Below are 21194 nucleotides of genomic sequence, written 5' to 3'. Positions count from 1 at the left end.
CCAAGCCTTTAGCTGATTTTATATTTTAGCGACTTCGTAGTTCAACGATTCATCGGATTTTAAAGTTTCTTCCAAGTTTCCTAACTAAAGAGCCGTGACTCTCAAGACGCGTCAGGGGCTCCAAGCCGCACGATTTCCAGATGTCATTGGCAATTTCCAGAAGAGGTTTGTACTCTCCGGAGGACGTGCTCCCTTCAGAGTTTTCAACCACACACTGATATAGCTGACTTTTACTTTTTCTTAATGCATTCAAGGGGGAGACGCTGAGCGCATTGAGGGCTTCTACAACCTGCCTTACAGAGTATTTCAAGGCATCCTCTTTCAGCTGTTTCTGCATTAAACGAGTCAGGACAAGGCTGATATAGCACAGTACAAAATGACCCCGTATATGCTTGGTTGTCCATACGTAGACCGGCCTGGCTTCAATCGCCGTTTTTAACACTCTAAAGTTATCCTCGATTCTCCAGAGTTGTCGAAGCAGTGCATAAATGACGCTCGGATCTTGATCTTCGATATTGGTCAGCAAGGCCGTGTAACCGCACCATTTAAGACGCTTGGTGTAAAGCGTTTCATTAAATTGAACTTCTTTAAGCTCTGATTTAATAAAACTCTTATAGCCGTGTCTTGTCCTGAAAAAAGTTGACTACTTAGGGAGTCAACAATGAAAGTTGAAGAACAGATATCTACACTAATGAAACAAGCAGAGGCAAGAAGGCTTGTTTCGGATTTGTACAATCAGGGGATGCCAATAAAAGAAATTGCAAAGCATGTGCCAGTTTGTTTGGCAACAGTTTATAGGTGGATAGATTTGCCAAAAAGAACGCCGGTTGTTGGGAAAGACCTTGATAGGAAGGGCCTTGATGGAAAACTCCTTAATGCAAGAGCCTGCCCTTCTTCAGATGAGGCTAAACCCGAGAATTTAGATTTGAATAAAGTAAGCGAAATCGCCTTATTGAAAGCTCAAATCAAAGAGCTCAAGGCGCAACTGCGAGCACAAAGCCTAAAAGCACAGGCCTATGAAACAATGGTCCAGCTAGCAGAAGAGCGCTTTGGCATACCTATAAGAAAAAAATCTGGCGCCAAACAATAGAAGTCCTGCAACAGCAGAGCTGTCCGTACGGAAGTGTAACGGCCCTGTGTAAGTTGTTTGGCGTCAGCAAGCAGGCGTACTACAAGGTTCAGAAAAGAGGCTCTTCAGAGGCAGAATCGAGGTATCTAACCGAGGAGATAATCATCGAGTACTGCAAAGAAGTACGCAGTGTTGACCCGAATATAGGCGGAAAAAAGCTGTGGGCGATGTACTCTCAAAACTTTCCCGGAAGATTGCATGTCGGACGAGACCGGTTCGCAGACATTCTTGCAGACAATCATTTAAAGCTGCGACAGAAGAAAAGAAAACCGAGGACAACCGATTCACAGCATAATCTGCCAACTTATCCAAACTTAATTAAGGACCTAATACCATATCGGGCGAACCAGATATGGGTTAGCGATATTACTTACGTACCAATTAAAGTAACGGATTGGGAATCGGAGTTTACATATTTAGCGCTAATCACAGATGCATACAGCCACGAGATTGTAGGCTGGAAACTAGGCTCTGACCTGAGCAATAGAACAGCAATCAGCGCACTAAAAATGGCACTCAGTCTATGCCAAGCAAGAGGGATAGATGTTAAAAAAGAAGGCTTGATCCACCACTCAGATCGGGGGGTTCAGTATGCAAGTAAAGAATATGTTGAATTGCTTCGAGCATCGGGCATATGTATAAGCATGACTGAAAACGGAGATCCAAAAGAAAACGCAATAGCTGAGCGAATCAATTCGACAATCAAAAATGAAATGTTGGGGAGTCGTAGGTTTGAAACCCACGAGCAATTAGAGCAAGCATTGTTTGAAGTGGTCTCTTTCTACAACGAGTGCCGACCGCATTTAAGCAATAACTTACTAACTCCGGCAAAGGCAGCAGCTTTAAGAGGGGAGTTAAAGAAGCATTGGAGATCACGTAGGGAGGAGTATCTAAGAGCTAGATAGTGAAGTAAAATTTGTTTATTCCTGCTTTCGGTTGCCAGTAGGCAACACCTCCTGGCAACCGAAAGCAGGAATAAGATCAACAAGAGGTAAACTAATTTCAGGGATTACCCTTTAAACAGTAAACTTTAACTAGGTTTAACAACATCAAGTAGTCAACCGATTTCAGGAAATGACACGTTGCGATTAGCTGCCTGGACAGCTTTCGCTCCTTTTCGTACGAGTTCTTTCGCACGTGTTGTCTTTTTTCTCAGTTCATCCAAGTCGTGCTTATAACGTGATAAAGAGAACGTTGCAATGCACTCAGCCTCCAGCTGGATTTTTCTCGATTGCTCACCCTTTGGATAAACGCGCTTGTTGATTGGAAGAGCCATTCGCTTGATGCGCCAAGAATCTTCTACGCAGTCATAACTCTCCCATCCGTCCTCTTCCAGAAGAGAATCTTGTTCTGTACGGTTTAGTTTTACGTAGGGAGGATAGCCAACAATATATTTAAACCCGGCCTGTTCAAGGGATTCCAAGTTGATGAGTTGGTTTAACCCGGCATCGGCTATGATCGTTACGTTGTTTAACTGGTAACGTTTTTTAAAGCCTTCCACCACCTCAAGCATTGAGCCGACTTCGGCAGTATTACCTCTAAAGAGCTCGTAGCCAAACGGTATTCCTTCGCTGTCTACAAGTAAGCCCATCACTACCTGTGTTTCTTGGGTTCGATGTTCTTTGCTCATACCTCGAGCACGAAGCTCATCTTCGATAAAACTCTCAAAGTAAAAGGTGGTGACATCATAAAGAGCGATCGTAAGATCCCTCTGATAAAGCTTGTCTATTGCCGCGTTTAACCGATCAATGATCTTTTGCTTGCGTTCGTCAAGTATATCCAGCAAGTTGTACATATCCTTGAGAGAAAGGCTCTCAAAGTCGTATAGATATCTATTCCTGTCAATCCACGTTCCTAGTTTTGATTCAGGCCTGAGTATCCGAGCAACCGCATTGTAAAAGGCCAGTTTATTTAAATCGACCGGAACCTTTCCTCTGTAATTGCGCTCTAGATTCTTGAAGTATTGGTCTAATTCAAGCTTGTTCCAAATCGTTAGAAACGGTGCTGGTGAAACGAGAAATGAACTGCCTAACTCAGTGGAGTTCGCTGCGCTGTCAACGATTGAGACTCCGCTGCCGTTCGGCAGCTCGGTCGCCTCCGCATAGGCCTGAGTTGATTCCCGGAAGAGCTTTAAATCTGAATTGATAAGTTCGAGTCCGTCAGGGTGCTTCTGCAGAAATAGTTCCTTGTTCCCGTAGCTTTTGAGCTGACGAGTTGTGGACCTTTTTGTAATTGGATCTCGATACTTCTCGACGATAGAGATATAGACCTTGCCTTTTACCTTTCTTTCCGAAATTGAGATGGACACGACTCACTCCTCCTTATTGATAATTATATCATAATTAGCCTTGATTGAACTACATTGTCGTTAAATTTTCTAGAAAAATTTCGAATTTATCGTTGAATATTCAGAAGGTTAAAGAAGCTTATTGATACATTTTTCTGGAAAAGTCGGGAAGGTTTTGGATCAAATCAAACCCCGCGAGGTGATGATCTATACGATCGATCGTGAGACACCGCTGAAAACTTTGAAAAAAGCTTCTCCGCAGGAGCTGGATCGGATTAAAGATATTTTGGAGTCAAAAGGTTACAAGACGTTGGTGGCCTATTAGCGTTTATGCTAAATGTCATAAAGCTGTCATAAAGCAAGTTTAAATTACCCTCATAGAATTTTTATGAGGTGTTTATGTCTGAATCGCTTCCAATTAAGACGAGACTCTTATTGGCGGGAGCTTCTTTGCAGCTGATCTCTCTGGCTAAAAAAGCCGAGGAGTCGAAAAAAGAACAGGTCAAGCCGGCTATGTCGACAAATATGAAGCTCGCGAAAGCATAAAAGAAAGCGTTCAATACGCTGTTTCGATAAGTAAGCCGTAAGGTGTTGTGCCTTGCGGTTTGTTTTTTTCTGCACCCAAAAATACGGCTTCCGTATTGCGCCTAATAGAAAAAAGTGTTTTAGCGGTTAAAATTATCCGAATGTGCGCCCCGCAAGCGGACCACAGCAATAATAAAATTCCGGGAGTATCCATGAATCCGCGAACGCTATACGAGAAACTGCTCGATACACACACTATCCGCAAATACGACGAAGACGGCAGCGAACGTCTGCTGTTTATCGATCGGACAGTGGTCAATGAATACACATCCCCTCAGGCCTTTACGCTGCTTCGGGAGAACAAACTTAAAGTTCGTCGGCCCTCTGCGACACTCGGCACGATTGATCACGTGAATCCTTCCGCCGCGGATCGCCCGATTTATCCGACCGAAGAAAACGCAAGAAAACAAGTACAGTACCTCGAGGAAAACGGTCAGACATTTGGTCTCGAGGTTTACAACAACGACAGTCCGAATCAGGGGATTGAGCACGTCGTCATGGTTGAGCAGGGCAGAGTACAGCCCGGCATGGCCATCGGCGCCGGCGACAGCCACACCGCGATGTACGGCGCGTTCGGATGTCTGGGCTTCGGCATCGGCACATCCGACATTTACCATTACCTTGCGACGTCCGCTCTGAATTACAAACGTCTAAAAAATATGCGCGTGCATCTGGTCGGTAAAAAGCCCTCAGATGTCAGTGCCAAGGATTTGATCATTCATGTCGTGCGCGAACTCGGTGCGGGAGGATGCGGCGGCTGCTGTGTGGAATTCACCGGCGAGGCGGTCCGTGAATTGAGTCCCGAAGGACGTCTGACGTTCTGCAATATGGCGGTTGAATGCGGAGCACGCTCTTCTTTGATCGCGCCCGATGAAGAGATTTTTGAATATCTTAGAGGCCGTCCGTACGCGCCTAAAGGCGAGAATTGGGACAAGGCGGTTGAATACTGGCGGACCTTGAAGTCCGACGAAGGCGCGGTGTTTGATAAAGAGGCTGTGATCGATGTCTCCGGCGCAAAACCGATGGTGACATGGGGAACCAGCCCTGATCAGGCTGTCTCGATCGACGAAGTGATCCCGGATCCGATGCTTGAACAAAATCCGGACAGAAGAGCCGATATGCAGCGAGCGCTCTCCTACATGGGACTGAAAGCCGGAGAAAAAATTGCCGGCATCCCGATCACCCACGCGTTTATCGGTTCCTGCACGAATTCCCGAATCGAAGATCTTCGCGCAGCGGCCTTCGTACTCAAAGGCAGAAAGGTACACCCCGGTGTCACCGCCGCGGTTGTGCCGGGTTCGATGCAGATTCGAAAGCAGGCCGAAGAAGAGGGCTTGGACCAAATCTTTAAAGACGCGGGATGGCAGTGGAGGAAATCCGGCTGTTCGCTCTGCCTGGCGATGAACGGCGATATCCTTCAGGCAAACGATCGTTGCGTGTCGGCGACCAACCGTAATTTTGAGGGCCGCCAGGGCGTCGGTACGCGTACGCACCTTGCCTCGCCTCAAATTGTGGCGAGCTCAAGTATTAACGGCTGCATCGCGGATTTCAGGAGCTAACCATGGATAAATTTATACAGCTGACGGCCGCGGCGGCTCCTATGCCTACGGCAAATATCGATACAGATGTGATAATGCCGAAGGCTTTTCTCAAAAGAATTGATAAGGACGGCGTCCTTGAAGGACTCTTTCATGACGTTCGTCTGAATCCTGACGGAACGGGAAATCCGGATTTTGTACTGAATCAGACTCCGTATCGACAGGCCGAAATTATCGTCACGGGACCGAACTTCGGATGCGGATCTTCTCGTGAACACGCGGTTTGGGGACTGAGAAAACGCGGCATCCGTGCGCTGATCGGCTCCTCTTTTGCCGGAATTTTCTTTGACAACTGCGCAAATAACGGACTGCTGTGCGTGGTGCTTCCGCAGGCGCAGGTCGATGAACTTCTGCGGGTTTTGGAAAACTCGGATAATAAGACGGTCTCAATCGATTTGGTTCATCAGACCGTGACGACTCCGGGCGGGAAAAATCTGAGTTTCGAGATAGAACCGCTTCGAAAAGATAAACTATTGAACGGATTGGACGCTGCGGCTGAAACGCTCAGACGCGAGAATGAAATTGAAGCGTTCGAAAAACAGTATTACAGCAGCTTCCCGTGGCTTGCAGAATCGGAGTAATTGCGAATGAACATTTTGATATCGAATGATGACGGATACTTGGCGCCGGGCATCCAGGAACTTGCCCGTCACATGAAACGCTTCGGACATGTGACGGTCGTGGCCCCGGAACAGAATCACAGCGGCGCAAGCAACTCTCTGACGCTAACCCGTCCTCTTTCGATTCGGCAGGTTCAGGACGATGTCTATTTCATTAACGGTACGCCAAGCGACTGCGTACATATTGCACTGACGGGGCTTTTGAAAGAAAAACCGGACCTGGTGCTGAGCGGCATTAACTGCGGTCAGAATATGGGCGACGATGTCCTGTACTCGGGAACTGTGGCCGCAGCCATGGAAGGTTATCTGTTCGGCTGCCCCTCGTTCGCGTTTTCTCAGGTGAAATCCGGCTGGTCTTACTTGGATTCGGCCGCTCAGACGGTAGAGCGGATTATTGAGAATTATCTGGATAATCCGCTTCCTGCGCCTTTCCTTTTGAATGTGAATATTCCCAACACGACGATTGATCGCTTAAACGGTGTTGTCGTAACGAGACTTGGACGCCGCCATTCGGCGCAGTCTGTGATTGAACAGATTAACCCGAGAGGAGAAAAAATCTATTGGCTCGGGGCGGCAGGAGATGCTAAAGATGACGCGCAGGGGACGGATTTCTGGGCGACGTCACACGGTTATGTCAGTATGACGCCCCTGCAGGTCGATATGACAAATTATGCGACTTTAGACAGCGTTAAAAATTGGTGGAACAAATTCCCGGCGTAATGAAGGTAAACAGATCGCGCATTTGCGTTTAAACTTTATCCTTTTGCGGCGTGCATTAGAAGTTGGTTAATGGAGGAAGAATGAGTTGGTTGAAAGTTTTAGCCCCGGCTGCTGTAGCTCTTATTGCGGCGGGATGTTCCTTTACCGGGGGAAACGCTCCGATTTCAAACGGACCGACGACAACAACTGTATATACCGTAAAGCCCGGTGACACGCTCTACGCGGTGGCTCGCCGCTACTCTTTGGACCCGGTCGCGGTGGCCCGTGAAAATGGTCTGTCAGACCCAAGCAAACTGAGAGTGGGTCAGCAGATCAAACTCTCGATTTCTTCCGGCGTGCAGCAGGATATCGAAAGAATTCAGGCGCATCAGCAGGAAAAAACTTCCGCTTCGGCCTCAGCCGCGGCAGCGGCCCCCGCAGCAGCTAAACATGTGACGGCTCAGAAGACAGAAACTCAAACGTCTTCTAATTCTTCAGCTGCGGAATCTTCCTCCTCATCTGCGTTTATCTGGCCGGTCAAGGGCAGAATCGTCCAGCCGTTCAGTACGCTTAATAAAGGCATCGATATTGCAGCCTCTGCCGGCACTCCGGTGAAAGCAGCCGCGGACGGCGATGTGGTCTTTGTCGGCAACGTCAAGGGCTACGGCAATCTCGTGATCCTTCGCCATACCAAAGAGCTCGTGACTGCATACGGACGCAACGGTACCATTACTGTGAAACAGGGTCAGAAAGTGACTAAGGGACAAAAGATTGCGGACGTGGGAGCATCTGATGACAAAGAGTCTCGTGTCCACTTTGAAGTACGTCGCAACGGAAAATCTCTGGATCCCACTACAATCCTCCCTAAACAGTAATTCGTCATTGGAAAGGATTGTCTGATGGTCCGCGCAAGAAAAGAAAGAGAAAAATTTACCGTCATTGTTGAAACACTCGATCAGGAAGGCAGAGGTGTTTCCCATCGCGACGGCAAGGTCGTTTTTATCGAGGGAGCCCTTCCGGGCGAAGAAGTGACTTACGAGCGGTATCGCAATAAGCCTTCTTTTGAACTCGGTCTCGCAACGGATCTTTTGACCGAGTCTCCGCTCAGAGTTACACCCAAGTGCCCTTATTTCGGCGTCAAGGACGGCAGCTGCGGCGGATGCGCTATGCAGCACATCGAGCCGCGCGCGCAAGTTGCGGTGAAACAGAAAGTTTTAATGGATGCGCTTTGGCATATCGGTCGAGTACGCCCTGAACAGGTGATCCCGCCGATCTTCGGACTGACCTGGCATTATCGACACCGCGCAAGACTCTCAGTGCGTGACGTCGCGAAAAAAGGTACGGTGCTCGTCGGGTTTCATGAAAAACGCTCCAGCTATATCGCGGATATGAAAAGCTGTGAGATCCTGCCGAAAAAAGTCAGTGATCTCCTTGTTCCTCTTCGTGATCTGATCGCCTCTTTAACCATTCGTCAGAAACTCGCGCAGATTGAGGTCGCCTGCACGGAAGACTGTACCGCTTTTGTGTTCCGTATTCTGGAGCAGCCAAGCGCGGAGGACGAGGCAAAAATCAAAGCCTTTGAAAAAGAGCACGACGTCGTTGTTTGGTATCAGCCTAAGGGCCCGGACAGTATTTATCCGCTTGAGCTGGAAAATGCGGATCGACTCAAGCTTCGCCACCGCGAAATGAATGTTGCCATTACATTCAAACCGACAGACTTCACTCAGGTGAATCACGTCCTCAACGAACTGATGGTTTCCCGTGCGCTGAGAATGCTGAAGCTGGATCATGACTGCAAGGTTGTCGATTTCTTCTGCGGACTGGGCAATTTCACACTGCCGATCGCGACAAAAGTCAAACAAGTCATCGGTGTTGAAGGCAGTCAGGCGCTCGTTGATCGGGCTAAAGAAGGTGCTGAGCAAAACGGCCTCGCTGATAAGACAGACTTTGTCGCAAGAAACCTCTTTGACTGGAAGGACGAAGACTGGGACGCAATTTGGAAGTCTATAGGCGGAATTGATCGGGTGCTGATTGATCCGCCGCGAGAAGGCGCAATGGCAGTCTGTCAGTCCTTTGCTAATACCGAGCAGAGACCGAAACGTCTGGTCTACGTTTCCTGCAACCCCGCGACGCTTGCAAGAGATGCCGCGATCCTCGTCAGAGAGGGCGGATGGCATTTGAGAAGCGCTGGCGTCATGAATATGTTCCCGCATACGGCGCATGTAGAAAGCATTGCAGTCTTTGAACCCGGTCCTAAACCGGTACAGCAGGATCCCATCGAAGAAATGGAACTGCAGGAGATCAGCGAAGGAGCTCAGGCTGAAGACGCTCAGACCAACGGAAGTTGATCGGAATGTCTTTGTCGCTGTTTCTCTTACTGTTATGGCCGCTTATAAAGGCGATTCTGATTCTGCTCTCATGCGTTTTCACTATCGCTTGGCTGCTTAAGATCTCGAGCAAAGATCTGACATGGGGAATCAGCGCTGTAGTAACAGTTACGCTGATGCTTCTGCCGATTTGGTCCTACAGCATGAATCGGGATACAACCGAGATTCTGAAGCTTACGTTTTCAGGATGGTCGGTCCCGGGTATTCCTGTCTTTACGCAGATCAGCTGGGCTCTGACGGGCGGAGCAATCGCATCCTCACTGTTTGTGAGTCTGATGCTGTATTTTCTGCGTGACAGAACTGTTAAGCCGCTCTCGGTCCTGTTTCTTTGGATCGGTCTGGGACTGAATCTGCTTGCGCAGGCGGCTCTTCCGGTCCTCATATTCGGCTCCTACGGCTACACGATGATTTCGGATGCTTTTGTACCGCTTCTCATGCAGCTGGTTATGACGATTGCCTGCACGATCGCACTGTGTTTCGATGAATCGATGAATCGCATCTACACTAAAACGCCACCCAAATAAAATGGAAGAAAGCAGTTTTTTTAATTATTGGTTTACATTTTTCTTTGCGCTCGGATTTTGTTTCTGGTTCCCAATGTACGTGGTTAAGACACGCGGAAAAGGATTGCCCGACTGGGGACTGGCCTGCTGTATCGTTCTGCTTTTTCTTTTCCTGCCGCTGCTCTCGCTGAGTTTTATCCGTGATGTGTTCCCGGCTTTATGGCTTGGAGTGGAAAACGGCGGCTTGGACGCCGTTAATACGGATATGCTCTCTGAGTCGCTTTCTCAAATGAGCACCCTTGAACAAACCTTTATCGGTCTGTCCGTTCTCGGCATCATCGGTTCAATGATTCTCAACGGGTTTTCGGCTTGGATGCTTTATATCCGAAGAGTCCGCCGCGGGCTCCTGACCGCGTTCCGACTGATGTGGATTTCCGCGCTGGTAATTGTTGTCTCAGTCGGGGTGCTTCCGCTTATTCTTCTCGGCGCTCAGGGCTTCGATTTGGTCCGTCAGAGTGCCCTTGCGCTTGCCGGATACTTTGTCCTCTTATTGGGTATCACTGCCTACTTAAAAACGAATAAAAATATAGCCTCTTACTATCCGTTGGAAAGAGACGATAAGTAGACGACATGGAATATTTTCTCAGTATGCGGGGCGCGGCCGCATTTCTATTATTGGGTCTTTTCAGCCTGTGGCTGGCGAGGACGCTGAAGATCAGAAGACCCGGAATGCCATCATGGGTCGCACTGGTGCTGGCTTTTATTCTGCTTTTTGAACCTTCGCAGCTTGCCTTTATCCTCTGGGACGTGCATGAGAAACTCGCGGAAAACGGAGCGCTGATGATTAAGGCCTATACGTTCCTGAAGGCCGGTGCTCTTTTATACGTCCTCTTTATTGTCACGTCGATATTCTTTTCGTGGCAGTTCTACCTGAGACCAAGCCCTCTGACGCTGCGCTCTCTTCGATTCGGACTTTTTCTTCCTATCGCCTTTGCGGCAGTCACCTTCCTTGAAGCGCCGAAAATGATTTGGGGAGAACGCGCTTACTTGGTGGTTCTGGAGACGGATTGGATTGTTATCTGGGTAGCGGTTCTGAATTTAATTGTCCTGGCGCTCACTTTTATTCAGCCCGGAAAAAGTAAGTAAGAAGCCGTTTCCGTGAAAAATGCGGACTCGGTGGAAACTTTGAGCATGATAAAATTAAAAGATTGCCGTAAGGCAGAGACGGAGGGGAGGCGGATTGGTCCGCTTTTCCTTGTTTTATTTTTTTTATAACTCTTTAAGAGATTGAAATGGCAGTTGAACGCACACTTTCTATTATCAAACCCGACGCAGTTGCGAAGAATGTAATCGGACAGATTTACAGCCGCTTTGAATCCAACAATCTGAAGATCGTTGCTTCCAAGATGAAATGGCTCTCCCGTCAGGAAGCCGAAGCTTTCTACGCTGTTCACCGCGAACGCCCCTTCTTCAAAGACCTCGTTGACTTCATGGTTTCCGGTCCTGTCCAGATTCAGGTTCTTGAAGGCGAAAACGCCATTATGAAAAACCGCGAACTGATGGGCGCAACCGATCCGAAGAAGGCTGCTAAGGGCACAATCCGCGCTGACTTCGCTCAGTCCATCGACGCCAACGCCGTTCACGGTTCCGACAGCCCCGAAACAGCCGCTGTTGAAATCGCGTTCTTCTTCCCGCAGATGGACATCTACGCAGGACGCTAATCCAAATGACAGTTTCGGAAAAGGATATGCAAAAGGTTAATCTGCTCAACTTTGATGCTGAGGGATTAAAGAAATTCTGCGAGGATTTGGGCGAAAAACCCTTCCGCGCAAAACAGCTCGAGCGATGGATTCATCGCCGGGGCGCCTCTGACTTTTCCGAAATGACGGACCTCGCAAAATCTTTTCGGGCAAAGCTCGAGAAGGTCGCCGAGGTCCGCGGCCCTGAAATCATCCGGGATAAAACGGCTTCTGACGGAACGCGCAAGTGGCTGCTTTCGGTCGGAAACGGCAATGCGGTGGAAATGGTGTACATCCCGCAGGACAATCGCGGAACGCTTTGTGTTTCTTCACAGGCCGGATGCGCGATGAACTGCCTCTTTTGTTCAACCGGAAAACAGGGTTTTAATCGTAATCTGAAAACGTCGGAAATCATTGGTCAGCTCTGGCACGCAGAACATACGCTGCGCAGAGATCTGGGAATTACCGATGAAAACGAACGAGTGATTTCCAACGTTGTCATGATGGGCATGGGAGAGCCGCTTCAGAATTTGGACGCGGTGATTCCGTCGCTGCGCCTGATGCTCGACGATAACGCCTACGGCTTGTCCCGCAGAAGAGTAACCGTTTCTACATCAGGCCTTGTCCGTCAAATCGACAAACTCGGCGAACTTTGTCCTGTCGCACTGGCTGTCAGCCTGCATGCGCCTAACGACGTGCTGCGCGACAAAATTATGCCGATCAATAGAAAACATAATATTGAATCTCTTCTGGAGGCTTGCAAGCGCTACTTAAAGGTCGCGCCAAGAGACTTTATAACGTTCGAGTACATCCTGATCGGCGGCGTTAACGATTCCGTCGCGCAGGCTAAAGAACTGATTACTCTGGTGCAGGATGTCCCGTGCAAGTTTAATCTGATCCCTTTCAATCCGTTCCCAGGGTCCGGACTGAAACGCAGTGAGCCGGAGGCGGTGCAGGCCTTTGCCGATCGATTGAACGGCGCCGGCATTGTCACAACCGTGAGAAAGGTGCGCGGAGACGATATCGACGCAGCCTGCGGACAGCTCGCGGGTGAGATTAAAGACCGCACAAGACTCGCCGAAAAGAGGGCAAACAGAGAGATAATTATCAAAGAGATTTCGCAAGAAAAGGAAAAAGAGGAGCATCATGCCCGAAGGAATCCAAAATCAGGAAACGAACGTCGGGAGTGATCTCCCTCCCGAAGCGACGACTTACGGCGGACTGCTGAGAATTGCCCGTGAGGGAAAAGGACTCACGGTTGATCAGGTCGCCTCTCAGCTTCGCATCTCTCCGGCTCAGATCGAAGGGCTGGAGGCAGATGACTATAAAGTTTTTCCGACCCCTGTTTATGCTCGGGCCCATTTGAGAAGCTATGCCCGCCTGCTCGGCGTCGATGACAATAAAGTCATCGATATGTTTAATGTTGCGTTGCGCCCGGAAGATCGTGATCCCCGCACGTTTATTCGTAAAACGACCCAGGATTTGGCGCCGTATCAGGACGCTCAGCCGAAAAATGTCGGCGGTAAGGTGGTCGCGGGACTTCTTTTCCTCGCCGTGCTGATCGCGGCGGGCTATTTCGGTTATCAGTACATCCCGTCCATGCTGGCCAACTCTGACTCGGAAACTCAGACAGCCGCGGCTCCTGCAGCTTCTGCGCCTGCGGCGCCCGAGGCCAAGGAGCAGGAGGTGCCGGCTGCAAAACAGGAAGTTAAGACAGAACCTGAAGCTGAAAAGAAGGCTGAAGTCGCTGCGCCGTCTTCCGAAGCTGCTGCGGCAGCCGCTGCTGAAGAAGCAAAAGCAAAGCAGGAAGCTGAGCTGAAAGAGCGTCTGCAGAAGGAAGCTGAAGAAAAAGCAAAACAGAAGGCTGAAGAAGAACGCAAGGCTGCTGAAGCTAAAGCTGCTGAAGAGAAGGAAGCCGCTGCTCAGACAGTTGACACTTCCGAGCCGATGAGACTTGAGTACAACAAGACGGAAGATCGCTGGGAACTTCCGTACTCCGCTAAGGGCGAAGTTAAGATTAAGCTCGAAGGCAAAAACGGCGAATGCTGGTTTGGTATCTATAAAGACAATAAGCTGGAATTCAATACTCAGCTCAAAGCCGGACAGAGCAGAGAGTACTCCGTTGCGCTTCCCTTTAAGGTCTCTGTAGGCAACCGCCAGAACGGCGCAGTGCATTTGGACGGCCGTGCGGTTAACCTCGATGCAAGACCGAACAGTACTTCTACTGTGTTTACGGCTTACCAGAAGTAATTAAATGAATACGGAAGCAAAAGAACCGATGAAGGTTCAGTGGCTCGGCAATGTCGTTGAAATCGGCGCCGGCCGCCCAGTCGTCGTTCAGTCTATGACCAACACGGATACGGCCGATGTTGAGCGTTCCGTCGCGCAGGTTCAGGAATTGGCCCGGGCCGGAAGTGAACTTGTCCGTCTGACGGTCAACACTCCGGCTGCCGCGAAGGCAATTCCCGAAATTCGCAGACGTTTGGATGCGGCCGGATGCTTTGTTCCGCTTGTCGGCGATTTTCATTACAACGGACATAAGCTGCTGAGCGAATACCCCGAATGCGCTCAGGCCCTTTCGAAATACCGTATTAACCCGGGAAATGTCGGTAAAGGGGAGAAGCACGCTGAGAATTTCGAGACCATGATCCGGCTCGTGCTGAAGTATGATAAACCGATACGCATCGGCGTGAATTGGGGCTCTTTGGATCAGGATCTGCTCGCGCGCATGATGAGCGAAAACCAGAAATTGGAAAATCCTCTAAGCGCAAAGGCGGTTCTGCGTGAAGCGCTGGTTCAGAGTGCTGTTCAGAGCGCGGATGCTGCTGTGGCCCTCGGTATGAAACCGAGCCAAATCGCGATTTCTGCGAAAGTCAGCGGTGTCACGGATCTGATCGCGGTTTACCGCGAACTTAAAAAACGCTGCGGCTATATTCTGCACCTTGGCTTGACCGAGGCAGGAATGGGACTGAAGGGTACGGTCAGCAGTACCGCCGCGCTTTCCGTTCTTTTGCTTGAAGGCATCGGAGACACGATCAGAGTTTCTCTGACGCCGGAACCGGATCAGCCCCGAAGCGCTGAGGTTGAACTCGCCTGTGAAATTCTGCAGGCGCTCGGAATGCGCAGCTTCACGCCCCAGGTCGTTTCATGTCCCGGCTGCGGACGCACCAGCAGCTGTCTGTTTCAGGAACTTGCTAAACAGACTCAGACTTATATCAAGTCCCGTCTTCCGCAGTGGCGCAAGTCTTATCCGGGCGTAGAAAACATGACGGTTGCAGTAATGGGATGCGTGGTGAACGGCCCCGGCGAAAGCAGGCATGCCAATATCGGTATTTCGCTGCCGGGCGCAGGCGAGAGCCCGGTCTCGCCCGTCTATATGGACGGTAAGAAGTGGGGCTCGCTCAAAGGTCCGACGCTTTCTTCGGATTTCCACGCACTTCTGGAAGATTACGTTAAAAGAACTTACGGAAAAGAATAGAAATGGCACAAGAGAAAATTCAAGCGATCCGCGGTATGAGCGATATGCTCCCTTCGGACGCGCCGCTTTGGCACTTCTTTGAGAAAAAAGCGATCGGACTGGCTAATCTCTACGGTTATCAGCAGATCCGCACTCCGATTGTTGAACAGACTCGTCTGTTTAAACGCGGTATCGGCGAAGTGACCGATATCGTAGAAAAAGAGATGTATTCCTTTGTGGACTCTCTGAACGGAGATAACCTTTCGCTTCGTCCTGAGAACACCGCGTCCGTCGTGCGCGCCTGTATCGAACACAACCTGCTTTACGATGCACCGCGTCGTCTCTGGTACATGGGGCCGATGTTCCGTCACGAAAGACCTCAGAGAGGCCGCTATCGCCAGTTCCACCAGTTCGGTATGGAAGCGATGGGCTTTAAGGGTCCGGATACAGACGCTGAACAGCTTCTGATGCTGAACCGGCTTTGGAAAGAACTCGGTATCGCGCCGGTACGTCTTGAACTGAACTGCTTGGGTCAGCTTGAAGAAAGAAAGGCCTATCGTGAAATCCTAATTCGCTACTTTGAAGAACACAAGGAAATTCTTGACGAAGACGCGCAGCGCCGTCTTTACAGCAATCCGCTCAGAATTCTCGATACAAAGAATCCGGATATGCAGGATTTGGTCAATAACGCTCCGAAACTTTATGATTCGCTCGGCGAAGAATCCAAAGCGTTCCTTTCTTCTCTTGAAGATATTCTGAAAGCAGAAGGCGTGGACTACACAATTAATCCGCGCTTAGTCAGAGGTCTTGATTACTACAATCTGACCGTGTTCGAATGGGTAACCGATAAACTGGGCGCTCAGGGAACCATCTGCGGCGGCGGCCGTTACGACCCGCTGATCGGCATGCTCGGCGGCAGAGATGCGCCCGCCTGCGGCTTTGCGATGGGCATTGAACGCGTGCTCGAACTGATGAAAGAGTGCGGCGTACATCCCGAAGAAAGAGAATGCGATGTCTACGTAGTTTGGGACAAGGCCCTCTATCTGAACGCGATCGGTGCAGCTGAAAAACTCAGAGACGCCGGAATCCGCGTGATCGTCCACTCGGGCAGCATGAAGTTTGCCAACCAGTTGAAGAGAGCTGACGCTTCAGGCGCGCTCTATGCGCTTGTCATCGGCAGCGACGAAGCCGCTGCCGGTAAGGTCGGCCTTAAAGCTTTGCGTGAAGGTATTGCCGGCTACGGTGAACAGAAAACGCTGACCATTGAAGAAGCTTTGGAATTTGTCAGCAAAAACATATAATTGCGTTGTTCTTCCGAATTCTTGTATTTGAGGGTTCGGAAGATTCGTATTGAAAATTAATAGACCCGGAGATACATCGATAATGGCCTATGATTTAGAAGAACAAGAGTCCCTTGCCGAGATTAAAGCGTGGTGGGATAAGTGGGGAACGCTGATCCTTTCAGTGGTTACCGCGGTTTGCTTAGCGGCTGCTGCGATGCAGGGCTGGAGATGGTATCAGGCCAAGGAATCGGCTGATGCCGGGACACTTTATGCCCAGATGATTCAGGCGGTGAACGCAAAGGACAACGGAAGAGCTCAGGCAATTAATGAGCGTCTTCATACGGACTACGCCTCCACGGCTTATGCCGGAATGGGCGCACTTCTTGCCGCCCGCTCCGCCGAAGAAGCCGGCAAGAAAGACGAAGCCGTTAAATCTCTGACTTGGATCACGGATTCCGATAAGTATCCCGAACTTAAGACGATTGCAGCGGTTCGTTTAGCCGGTGTTTACCTTGATGAAGGCAAATACGACGAAGGAATTAAGCTGCTTGACAGCCTGAAAGACCTGAAGGATGAAGCAGCGCTTGTTGCAGATCGTAAGGGAGATCTTCTGCTGGCAAAAGGCGATATCGCCGCGGCTCGTCAGAGCTGGGAAGACGGCCTCAAAAAGACAGCCGCTACAAATCCTCTCGTCAACGTTATTCAAACAAAACTTAGCGCTACGCTTCAGCCCAAAGAGTAATCATGGTCAGTAAATTAACAAAGTTTTTTGTTCTCACAGCAGCGGCGGCAGCCCTGGCAGGCTGTTCAACTTCAAAACATGAACCGATGCCGCTCGTGAAAATCACGCAGGCAATCTCCGCCGACACCGTTTGGTCTAAGAGTCTCTCTTCTGCGGACGGCTTCTTGGTTCCGGCCGTCTATGACGATGTCGTTTTTGCGGCAGGCGGCAAGACGCTTTCGCGTATGAATGCGCGCAGCGGCGAAGTGGAATGGTCCGTTTCTTTTGATTCTCCGATTACGGCAGGCGTCGGCAGCGACGGCTATGTCACCGCGGTGGGCCTTGAAGACGGAACACTTCAGGTCGTTGACGCTGAGGGCAAAGTGAGCTGGAGCAAGAAACTCACAACTGATTTGGCTTCTCCTCCGGTTGTTGCGCAAGGTCTCGTGATCGTCAGAACGCTCGATACGCGAGTTTCCGCATTTGAAGCGTCCAGCGGAGATGAAGAGTGGATTTATCAGAAGAATCAGCCCGCTTTGACAGTCAGACTGCCCACAGGCATGCTCGCGCATGATACGGTTCTTTTTGTCGGACAGCCTAACGGTCATGTCGTGATTCTGGATATTCCGACCGGTAAAGCGGTATTTGAATTCTCTATCGCTCAGTCCAAAGGCATTACGGAAGTCGAACGTTTGGTTGACGTAGTCGGATATCCGGCATTCAGCCAGGATCTGGTGTGCGCGGCGGCTTATCAGGGCGCAGTGACCTGCATCGACAGTCAGAACGGACAGACCCGCTGGTCTCAGCCGCTTGATGCGGTTGCAGGACCTGCCATTGACGAAGACAATGTTTATGGAGTCGCGGTCAACGGCGAAGTCAAAGCGTTCTATCGCGAAAGCGGAGAGGAGCGCTGGACGAATAAGGAAATGCTCTACCGCAGACTTTCTGCCCCGGTCGTTGTGCCGGGTGCGGTTGCCGTCGGTGACGCCGAAGGCTATGTGCACTTGCTTTCTCCGAGAACCGGAGAAGAGATCGGAAGACTTCGTCTGAGCGGTCCGGTGGTTACCGCGGCGCAGCCGTTCAGCTCTGGCGCGATTTTCCAGACAAGTAAAGGAGATGTGGCGTATATCGCTACACGATAAAAGAATATGGTTCCAGTCATTGCTTTAGTTGGCAGACCGAATGTCGGCAAGTCAACATTATTTAACCGATTAACCCGTTCTCGTGACGCGTTGGTCGCGGATTTCCCCGGCCTGACGAGAGATCGGCACTACGGAGACGGCCGTATCGGAGATAAACCTTATCTGGTCATTGATACCGGCGGTTTTGAGCCGATCAGAACCGAGGGCATCGTTAAGGCGATGACTGGACAGGCTCAGCTTGCGATTACCGAAGCCGATGCCGTCCTCTTTCTGGTGGACGGCCGCACCGGTCTGACGCCTCAGGACAGCCGAATCGCGCAAAGTCTGCGAGAGTCCGGAAAAACGGTTTATTTGGTCGTGAATAAGGCCGAAGGCCTCTCTGAATCCATGAAGGCGGAGTTCTACGAACTTGCGCTCGGAGAGCCTTATCCGATTTCCGCTGCGCAGGGCGAGGGGGTTCGCCCGCTCATGAACCTCGTTCTAGAACCTTTCCCGACCGAAGAAGAGATCGACGAAGAAGAGGATTTCCAGCATAAGATCAAAGTCGCGATCGTCGGACGCCCGAATGCCGGCAAGAGCACGCTGATCAACGCGCTGATCGGTGAAGACCGTTTGATCGCATACGATATGCCCGGTACAACGCGCGACGCGATTGAGGTTGAGTTCAATTACAAAGACCGCGAGTACACGCTTATCGATACCGCCGGCCTGCGCAGAAAAGGCAAGGTGTTTGAAGCGATCGAGAAATTCTCGGTCGTTAAGACGCTGCAGGCGATTGAAAGCTCGAACGTTGTAGTGCTCCTTTTGGATGCGCATGCGGGAATTGCCGAACAGGATGCCAATATTGCGGGTTACGTTCTTGAGAGCGGACGAGCTTTGGTCGTCGGCGTCAATAAATGGGACGATCTGGACGACTACGAAAGAAGTCGGGTGAAAGAAGAGCTCGAACATAAGCTGCACTTCTTACGCTGGGCGAAGATTCTCTACCTTTCCGCGCTTCATAAACGCGGACTTCATCATCTGCTCAACGCGGTCAATGAGGCGCACGCTGCGGCTTTCATGAAGCTTTCTACGCCGAAACTGACAAGAGCGCTGATCGAAGCCACGTCTCGGCAGCTTCCTCCGCGAGCCGGCGGGGGACGTCCCAAGATGCGCTATGCGCATCAGGGCGGTATGAATCCTCCGGTGATCGTGGTCCACGGCAACGCGCTCGAAGATGTGCCTGAGAGCTACCGACGTTACCTTGAAGGATGGTTTAGAACGAAATTTAATCTGGCGGGGACGCCGCTTCGCATCGAATTCAGAACCAATAAGAATCCGTACGTCCAAAAAAGTTAGATAGGACGCATCTCAAAACGGCAAACTTGTAAGCGTCGTTTGCCTGATTTTGGGATTGTCTGAAGTAAAATGTAAACGCAGCCGTGGAATAAAGTTAATTCCGTTTTTTGTTTTATTCCCTCTGCACAGTCGTTGCGGCGCATCGGATTTAAGCTAAGGCGCCCAAAATGATTGCATGGTATTTATTGTAGAGTTTTTCTTATCTACAATGCATTGAAGAGTATTTTGGCACTTTAGCCAGTTGGAGAAATATAATGACAAAGGGGCAACTTCTACAAGACCCGTTCTTGAACAGCCTTCGCAAAGGCCGTATTCCTGTATCGATTTACCTTGTAAACGGAATTAAACTTCAAGGCCAAATCGAATCCTTCGACCAGTATGTTGTTTTGCTTCGCAACACAGTGACTCAGATGGTTTACAAACATGCGATCAGCACGGTTGTGCCGGCTCGCGCAGTGCCGCTTGGAAACGAAGCTCAGACGCCTGAAGCTGAAGAATAAGTGACACTCGAAAATTATGAACAAAGGGACGAGCATGCCTTGAAGGTGTGGCTCGTCTCTGTTTTAATCGGACGTGATATTTATCGTGATGCGGCTCAGGAGCTTTCCGAACTGGCTTCCTCCTGCGGTTACGATGTGCTTGGTCTCACAGAAGCCAAGAGAGATCGTCCGGATCCTAAGACATTTCTCGGCAGCGGAAAAATTGAGGAGATAAAGGAGGAAGCGACCGCATGCGGCGCTCAGGCCCTGATCTTTGGCGTTGCACTGTCTCCGGCCCAGCAGAGAAATATCGAAAAAGCCACCAATCTCCTCGTTTGGGATCGAACCAATTTAATTCTGGAAATTTTCCGCCAGCGTGCGAAAACCAGAGAAGGCCGATTGCAGGTTGAATTGGCTCGCCTGACGCACCTGTCCACCCGACTCGTCCGAGGCTGGAGCCATTTGGAGCGCCAAAGAGGCGGCCTGTCCAAGACCGGCGGCCCGGGTGAAAAACAGTTGGAACTTGACCGCCGAATGCTCGGTTCGCGAGTGAAGGCGCTTAAGGAACAGCTCAAGAAACTGGAAAAACAGCGAAACACCCAAAGAAAGTCACGTCAGAAAGGCGATCTTCTCACAGTGGCGCTAGTCGGCTATACCAATGCCGGTAAATCCACGCTGTTTAATCGCCTGACACGAAGCGGTGTGTATGCGGCTGACCAGTTGTTTGCCACATTGGATACAACAGCCCGGCGCTGCTACGTCGGAGAAGATACCGAGGTGGTTCTCAGCGATACGGTCGGATTTATTCGCGGTCTGCCTCACCAGCTGATCGAAGCCTTCAAGTCCACATTGGATGAGGCGGCTCAGGCGGATTTGCTTCTGCATGTGATTGACTCCTCGAATATCGCTCAGGAAGAACAAATCTCTGAAGTGAATAAGGTTCTGGAGGAGATCGGCGCAAAAGATATTCCGCGAATTCTGGTTTACAACAAGCTGGATGCGAGCGGTAAACCGCCGTTTCTGACATCCGATGACAGCGGTCGGCCGATCGCTGTAGGTGTCAGCGCGCAGACCGGGGAGGGTCTCGATTTGCTTAAAGACGCGATTCGTGAAATCGCAGTTGCCGAGCACGAAAAAGTTCAAACCGAGGAAGAGCCGGACAACGAGGACTGGCTTGCGGAATTCGAACGCTAAACGTCATACAGCTGAGAAGCGCTTCTGCTTCTC

The 21194-nt window shown here is 50.3% G+C and carries 23 protein-coding genes and 1 pseudogene; 22 read left to right on the top strand and 2 right to left on the bottom strand.

Translation table 11 applies throughout. The features are described from left to right. Nucleotides 1-49 precede the first annotated feature (49 nt). Nucleotides 50-616: pseudogene (locus AC6I1F_RS09655) on the bottom strand (IS1634 family transposase); the annotation flags it as partial. 45 nt (nt 617-661) lie between these two features. Here AC6I1F_RS09655 and AC6I1F_RS09650 point away from each other — a divergent pair. Next, on the top strand, nt 662-1090 hold the full coding sequence (locus AC6I1F_RS09650; protein ID WP_160336441.1) for a helix-turn-helix domain-containing protein: 429 nt from the start codon (nt 662-664) through the stop codon (nt 1088-1090). Further along, complete coding sequence (locus tag AC6I1F_RS09645; protein WP_353653788.1) at nt 1072-2034, top strand: IS3 family transposase; 963 nt, start codon at nt 1072-1074, stop codon at nt 2032-2034. The genes AC6I1F_RS09650 and AC6I1F_RS09645 overlap by 19 nt, the downstream gene beginning before the upstream one ends. Nucleotides 2035-2186: 152 nt before the next feature. Here the strand turns inward: AC6I1F_RS09645 and AC6I1F_RS09640 are convergent, their stop codons facing one another. After that, the gene (locus AC6I1F_RS09640; protein ID WP_497801760.1) at nt 2187-3437 is read right to left on the bottom strand and encodes an IS1634 family transposase; all 1251 of its coding nucleotides are present in this window, start codon (nt 3435-3437) and stop codon (nt 2187-2189) included. Between the two features lie 154 nt (nt 3438-3591). Here AC6I1F_RS09640 and AC6I1F_RS09635 point away from each other — a divergent pair, with 154 nt between their 5' ends. From AC6I1F_RS09635 to hflX, 20 genes are all read left to right on the top strand, one after another. Further along, nucleotides 3592-3741, top strand: a complete 150-nt coding sequence (locus AC6I1F_RS09635) for a hypothetical protein (RefSeq protein ID WP_497801759.1) — start codon at nt 3592-3594, stop codon at nt 3739-3741. A 74-nt stretch (nt 3742-3815) separates the two neighbouring features. Further along, the gene (locus tag AC6I1F_RS09630) at nt 3816-3962 is read left to right on the top strand and encodes a hypothetical protein (RefSeq protein ID WP_290448831.1); all 147 of its coding nucleotides are present in this window, start codon (nt 3816-3818) and stop codon (nt 3960-3962) included. Between the two features lie 191 nt (nt 3963-4153). Further along, complete coding sequence (gene leuC / locus AC6I1F_RS09625; RefSeq protein WP_290432620.1) at nt 4154-5560, top strand: 3-isopropylmalate dehydratase large subunit; 1407 nt, start codon at nt 4154-4156, stop codon at nt 5558-5560. Between the two features lie 2 nt (nt 5561-5562). Next, entirely contained in the window at nt 5563-6180 is a 618-nt protein-coding gene (leuD, locus tag AC6I1F_RS09620; protein WP_290432619.1) for a 3-isopropylmalate dehydratase small subunit, read from the top strand. 6 nt (nt 6181-6186) lie between these two features. After that, nucleotides 6187-6939, top strand: coding sequence for a 5'/3'-nucleotidase SurE (surE, locus tag AC6I1F_RS09615; protein WP_289163009.1), 753 nt, complete (start codon nt 6187-6189; stop codon nt 6937-6939). 80 nt (nt 6940-7019) lie between these two features. Next, on the top strand, nt 7020-7793 hold the full coding sequence (locus tag AC6I1F_RS09610) for a M23 family metallopeptidase (RefSeq protein WP_289163007.1): 774 nt from the start codon (nt 7020-7022) through the stop codon (nt 7791-7793). A gap of 24 nt (nt 7794-7817) precedes the next feature. Then, nucleotides 7818-9266, top strand: a complete 1449-nt coding sequence (gene rlmD, locus AC6I1F_RS09605; RefSeq protein ID WP_290432618.1) for a 23S rRNA (uracil(1939)-C(5))-methyltransferase RlmD — start codon at nt 7818-7820, stop codon at nt 9264-9266. Nucleotides 9267-9271: 5 nt separating this feature from the next. Further along, on the top strand, nt 9272-9829 hold the full coding sequence (locus AC6I1F_RS09600; RefSeq protein ID WP_289163004.1) for a hypothetical protein: 558 nt from the start codon (nt 9272-9274) through the stop codon (nt 9827-9829). Between the two features lies 1 nt (nt 9830). Then, nucleotides 9831-10433 carry a hypothetical protein gene (locus AC6I1F_RS09595; protein ID WP_289163002.1) on the top strand — a complete coding sequence of 201 codons (603 nt, stop codon included), beginning with the start codon at nt 9831-9833 and terminating at the stop codon, nt 10431-10433. Between the two features lie 104 nt (nt 10434-10537). Then, a complete protein-coding gene (locus AC6I1F_RS09590; protein WP_289163001.1) occupies nt 10538-10954 on the top strand; it encodes a hypothetical protein in 417 nt (138 codons plus the stop codon). Between the two features lie 146 nt (nt 10955-11100). Then, a complete protein-coding gene (gene ndk, locus AC6I1F_RS09585) occupies nt 11101-11529 on the top strand; it encodes a nucleoside-diphosphate kinase (RefSeq protein WP_160335693.1) in 429 nt (142 codons plus the stop codon). A gap of 26 nt (nt 11530-11555) precedes the next feature. Beyond that, entirely contained in the window at nt 11556-12737 is a 1182-nt protein-coding gene (gene rlmN / locus AC6I1F_RS09580) for a dual-specificity RNA methyltransferase RlmN (RefSeq protein ID WP_251452352.1), read from the top strand. Further along, the gene (locus tag AC6I1F_RS09575; RefSeq protein ID WP_289162998.1) at nt 12694-13797 is read left to right on the top strand and encodes a helix-turn-helix domain-containing protein; all 1104 of its coding nucleotides are present in this window, start codon (nt 12694-12696) and stop codon (nt 13795-13797) included. The genes rlmN and AC6I1F_RS09575 overlap by 44 nt, the downstream gene beginning before the upstream one ends. Before the next feature lie 4 nt (nt 13798-13801). Next, nucleotides 13802-15025, top strand: a complete 1224-nt coding sequence (gene ispG, locus AC6I1F_RS09570) for a flavodoxin-dependent (E)-4-hydroxy-3-methylbut-2-enyl-diphosphate synthase (RefSeq protein WP_289168523.1) — start codon at nt 13802-13804, stop codon at nt 15023-15025. A gap of 2 nt (nt 15026-15027) precedes the next feature. Then, complete coding sequence (gene hisS, locus AC6I1F_RS09565; protein ID WP_290173007.1) at nt 15028-16305, top strand: histidine--tRNA ligase; 1278 nt, start codon at nt 15028-15030, stop codon at nt 16303-16305. An 82-nt stretch (nt 16306-16387) separates the two neighbouring features. Next, on the top strand, nt 16388-17029 hold the full coding sequence (locus tag AC6I1F_RS09560; RefSeq protein WP_160335697.1) for a YfgM family protein: 642 nt from the start codon (nt 16388-16390) through the stop codon (nt 17027-17029). A 2-nt stretch (nt 17030-17031) separates the two neighbouring features. Next, complete coding sequence (gene bamB, locus AC6I1F_RS09555; protein ID WP_290432617.1) at nt 17032-18150, top strand: outer membrane protein assembly factor BamB; 1119 nt, start codon at nt 17032-17034, stop codon at nt 18148-18150. A 6-nt stretch (nt 18151-18156) separates the two neighbouring features. Beyond that, the gene (gene der / locus AC6I1F_RS09550) at nt 18157-19488 is read left to right on the top strand and encodes a ribosome biogenesis GTPase Der (protein ID WP_289162993.1); all 1332 of its coding nucleotides are present in this window, start codon (nt 18157-18159) and stop codon (nt 19486-19488) included. A 251-nt stretch (nt 19489-19739) separates the two neighbouring features. Then, nucleotides 19740-19988: an RNA chaperone Hfq gene (gene hfq / locus AC6I1F_RS09545; RefSeq protein ID WP_251452376.1), complete on the top strand. Its 249-nt coding sequence runs from the start codon at nt 19740-19742 to the stop codon at nt 19986-19988. Next, on the top strand, nt 19989-21161 hold the full coding sequence (hflX, locus tag AC6I1F_RS09540) for a GTPase HflX (RefSeq protein ID WP_289162991.1): 1173 nt from the start codon (nt 19989-19991) through the stop codon (nt 21159-21161). The last annotated feature ends 33 nt before the right edge of the window (nt 21162-21194 follow it).

This window comes from Parasutterella sp. St.1A3 (genome assembly GCF_059728705.1).
The sequence above is the reverse complement of the archived record's forward strand: the minus strand, read 5'-3'. Positions and strand labels throughout refer to the sequence as shown.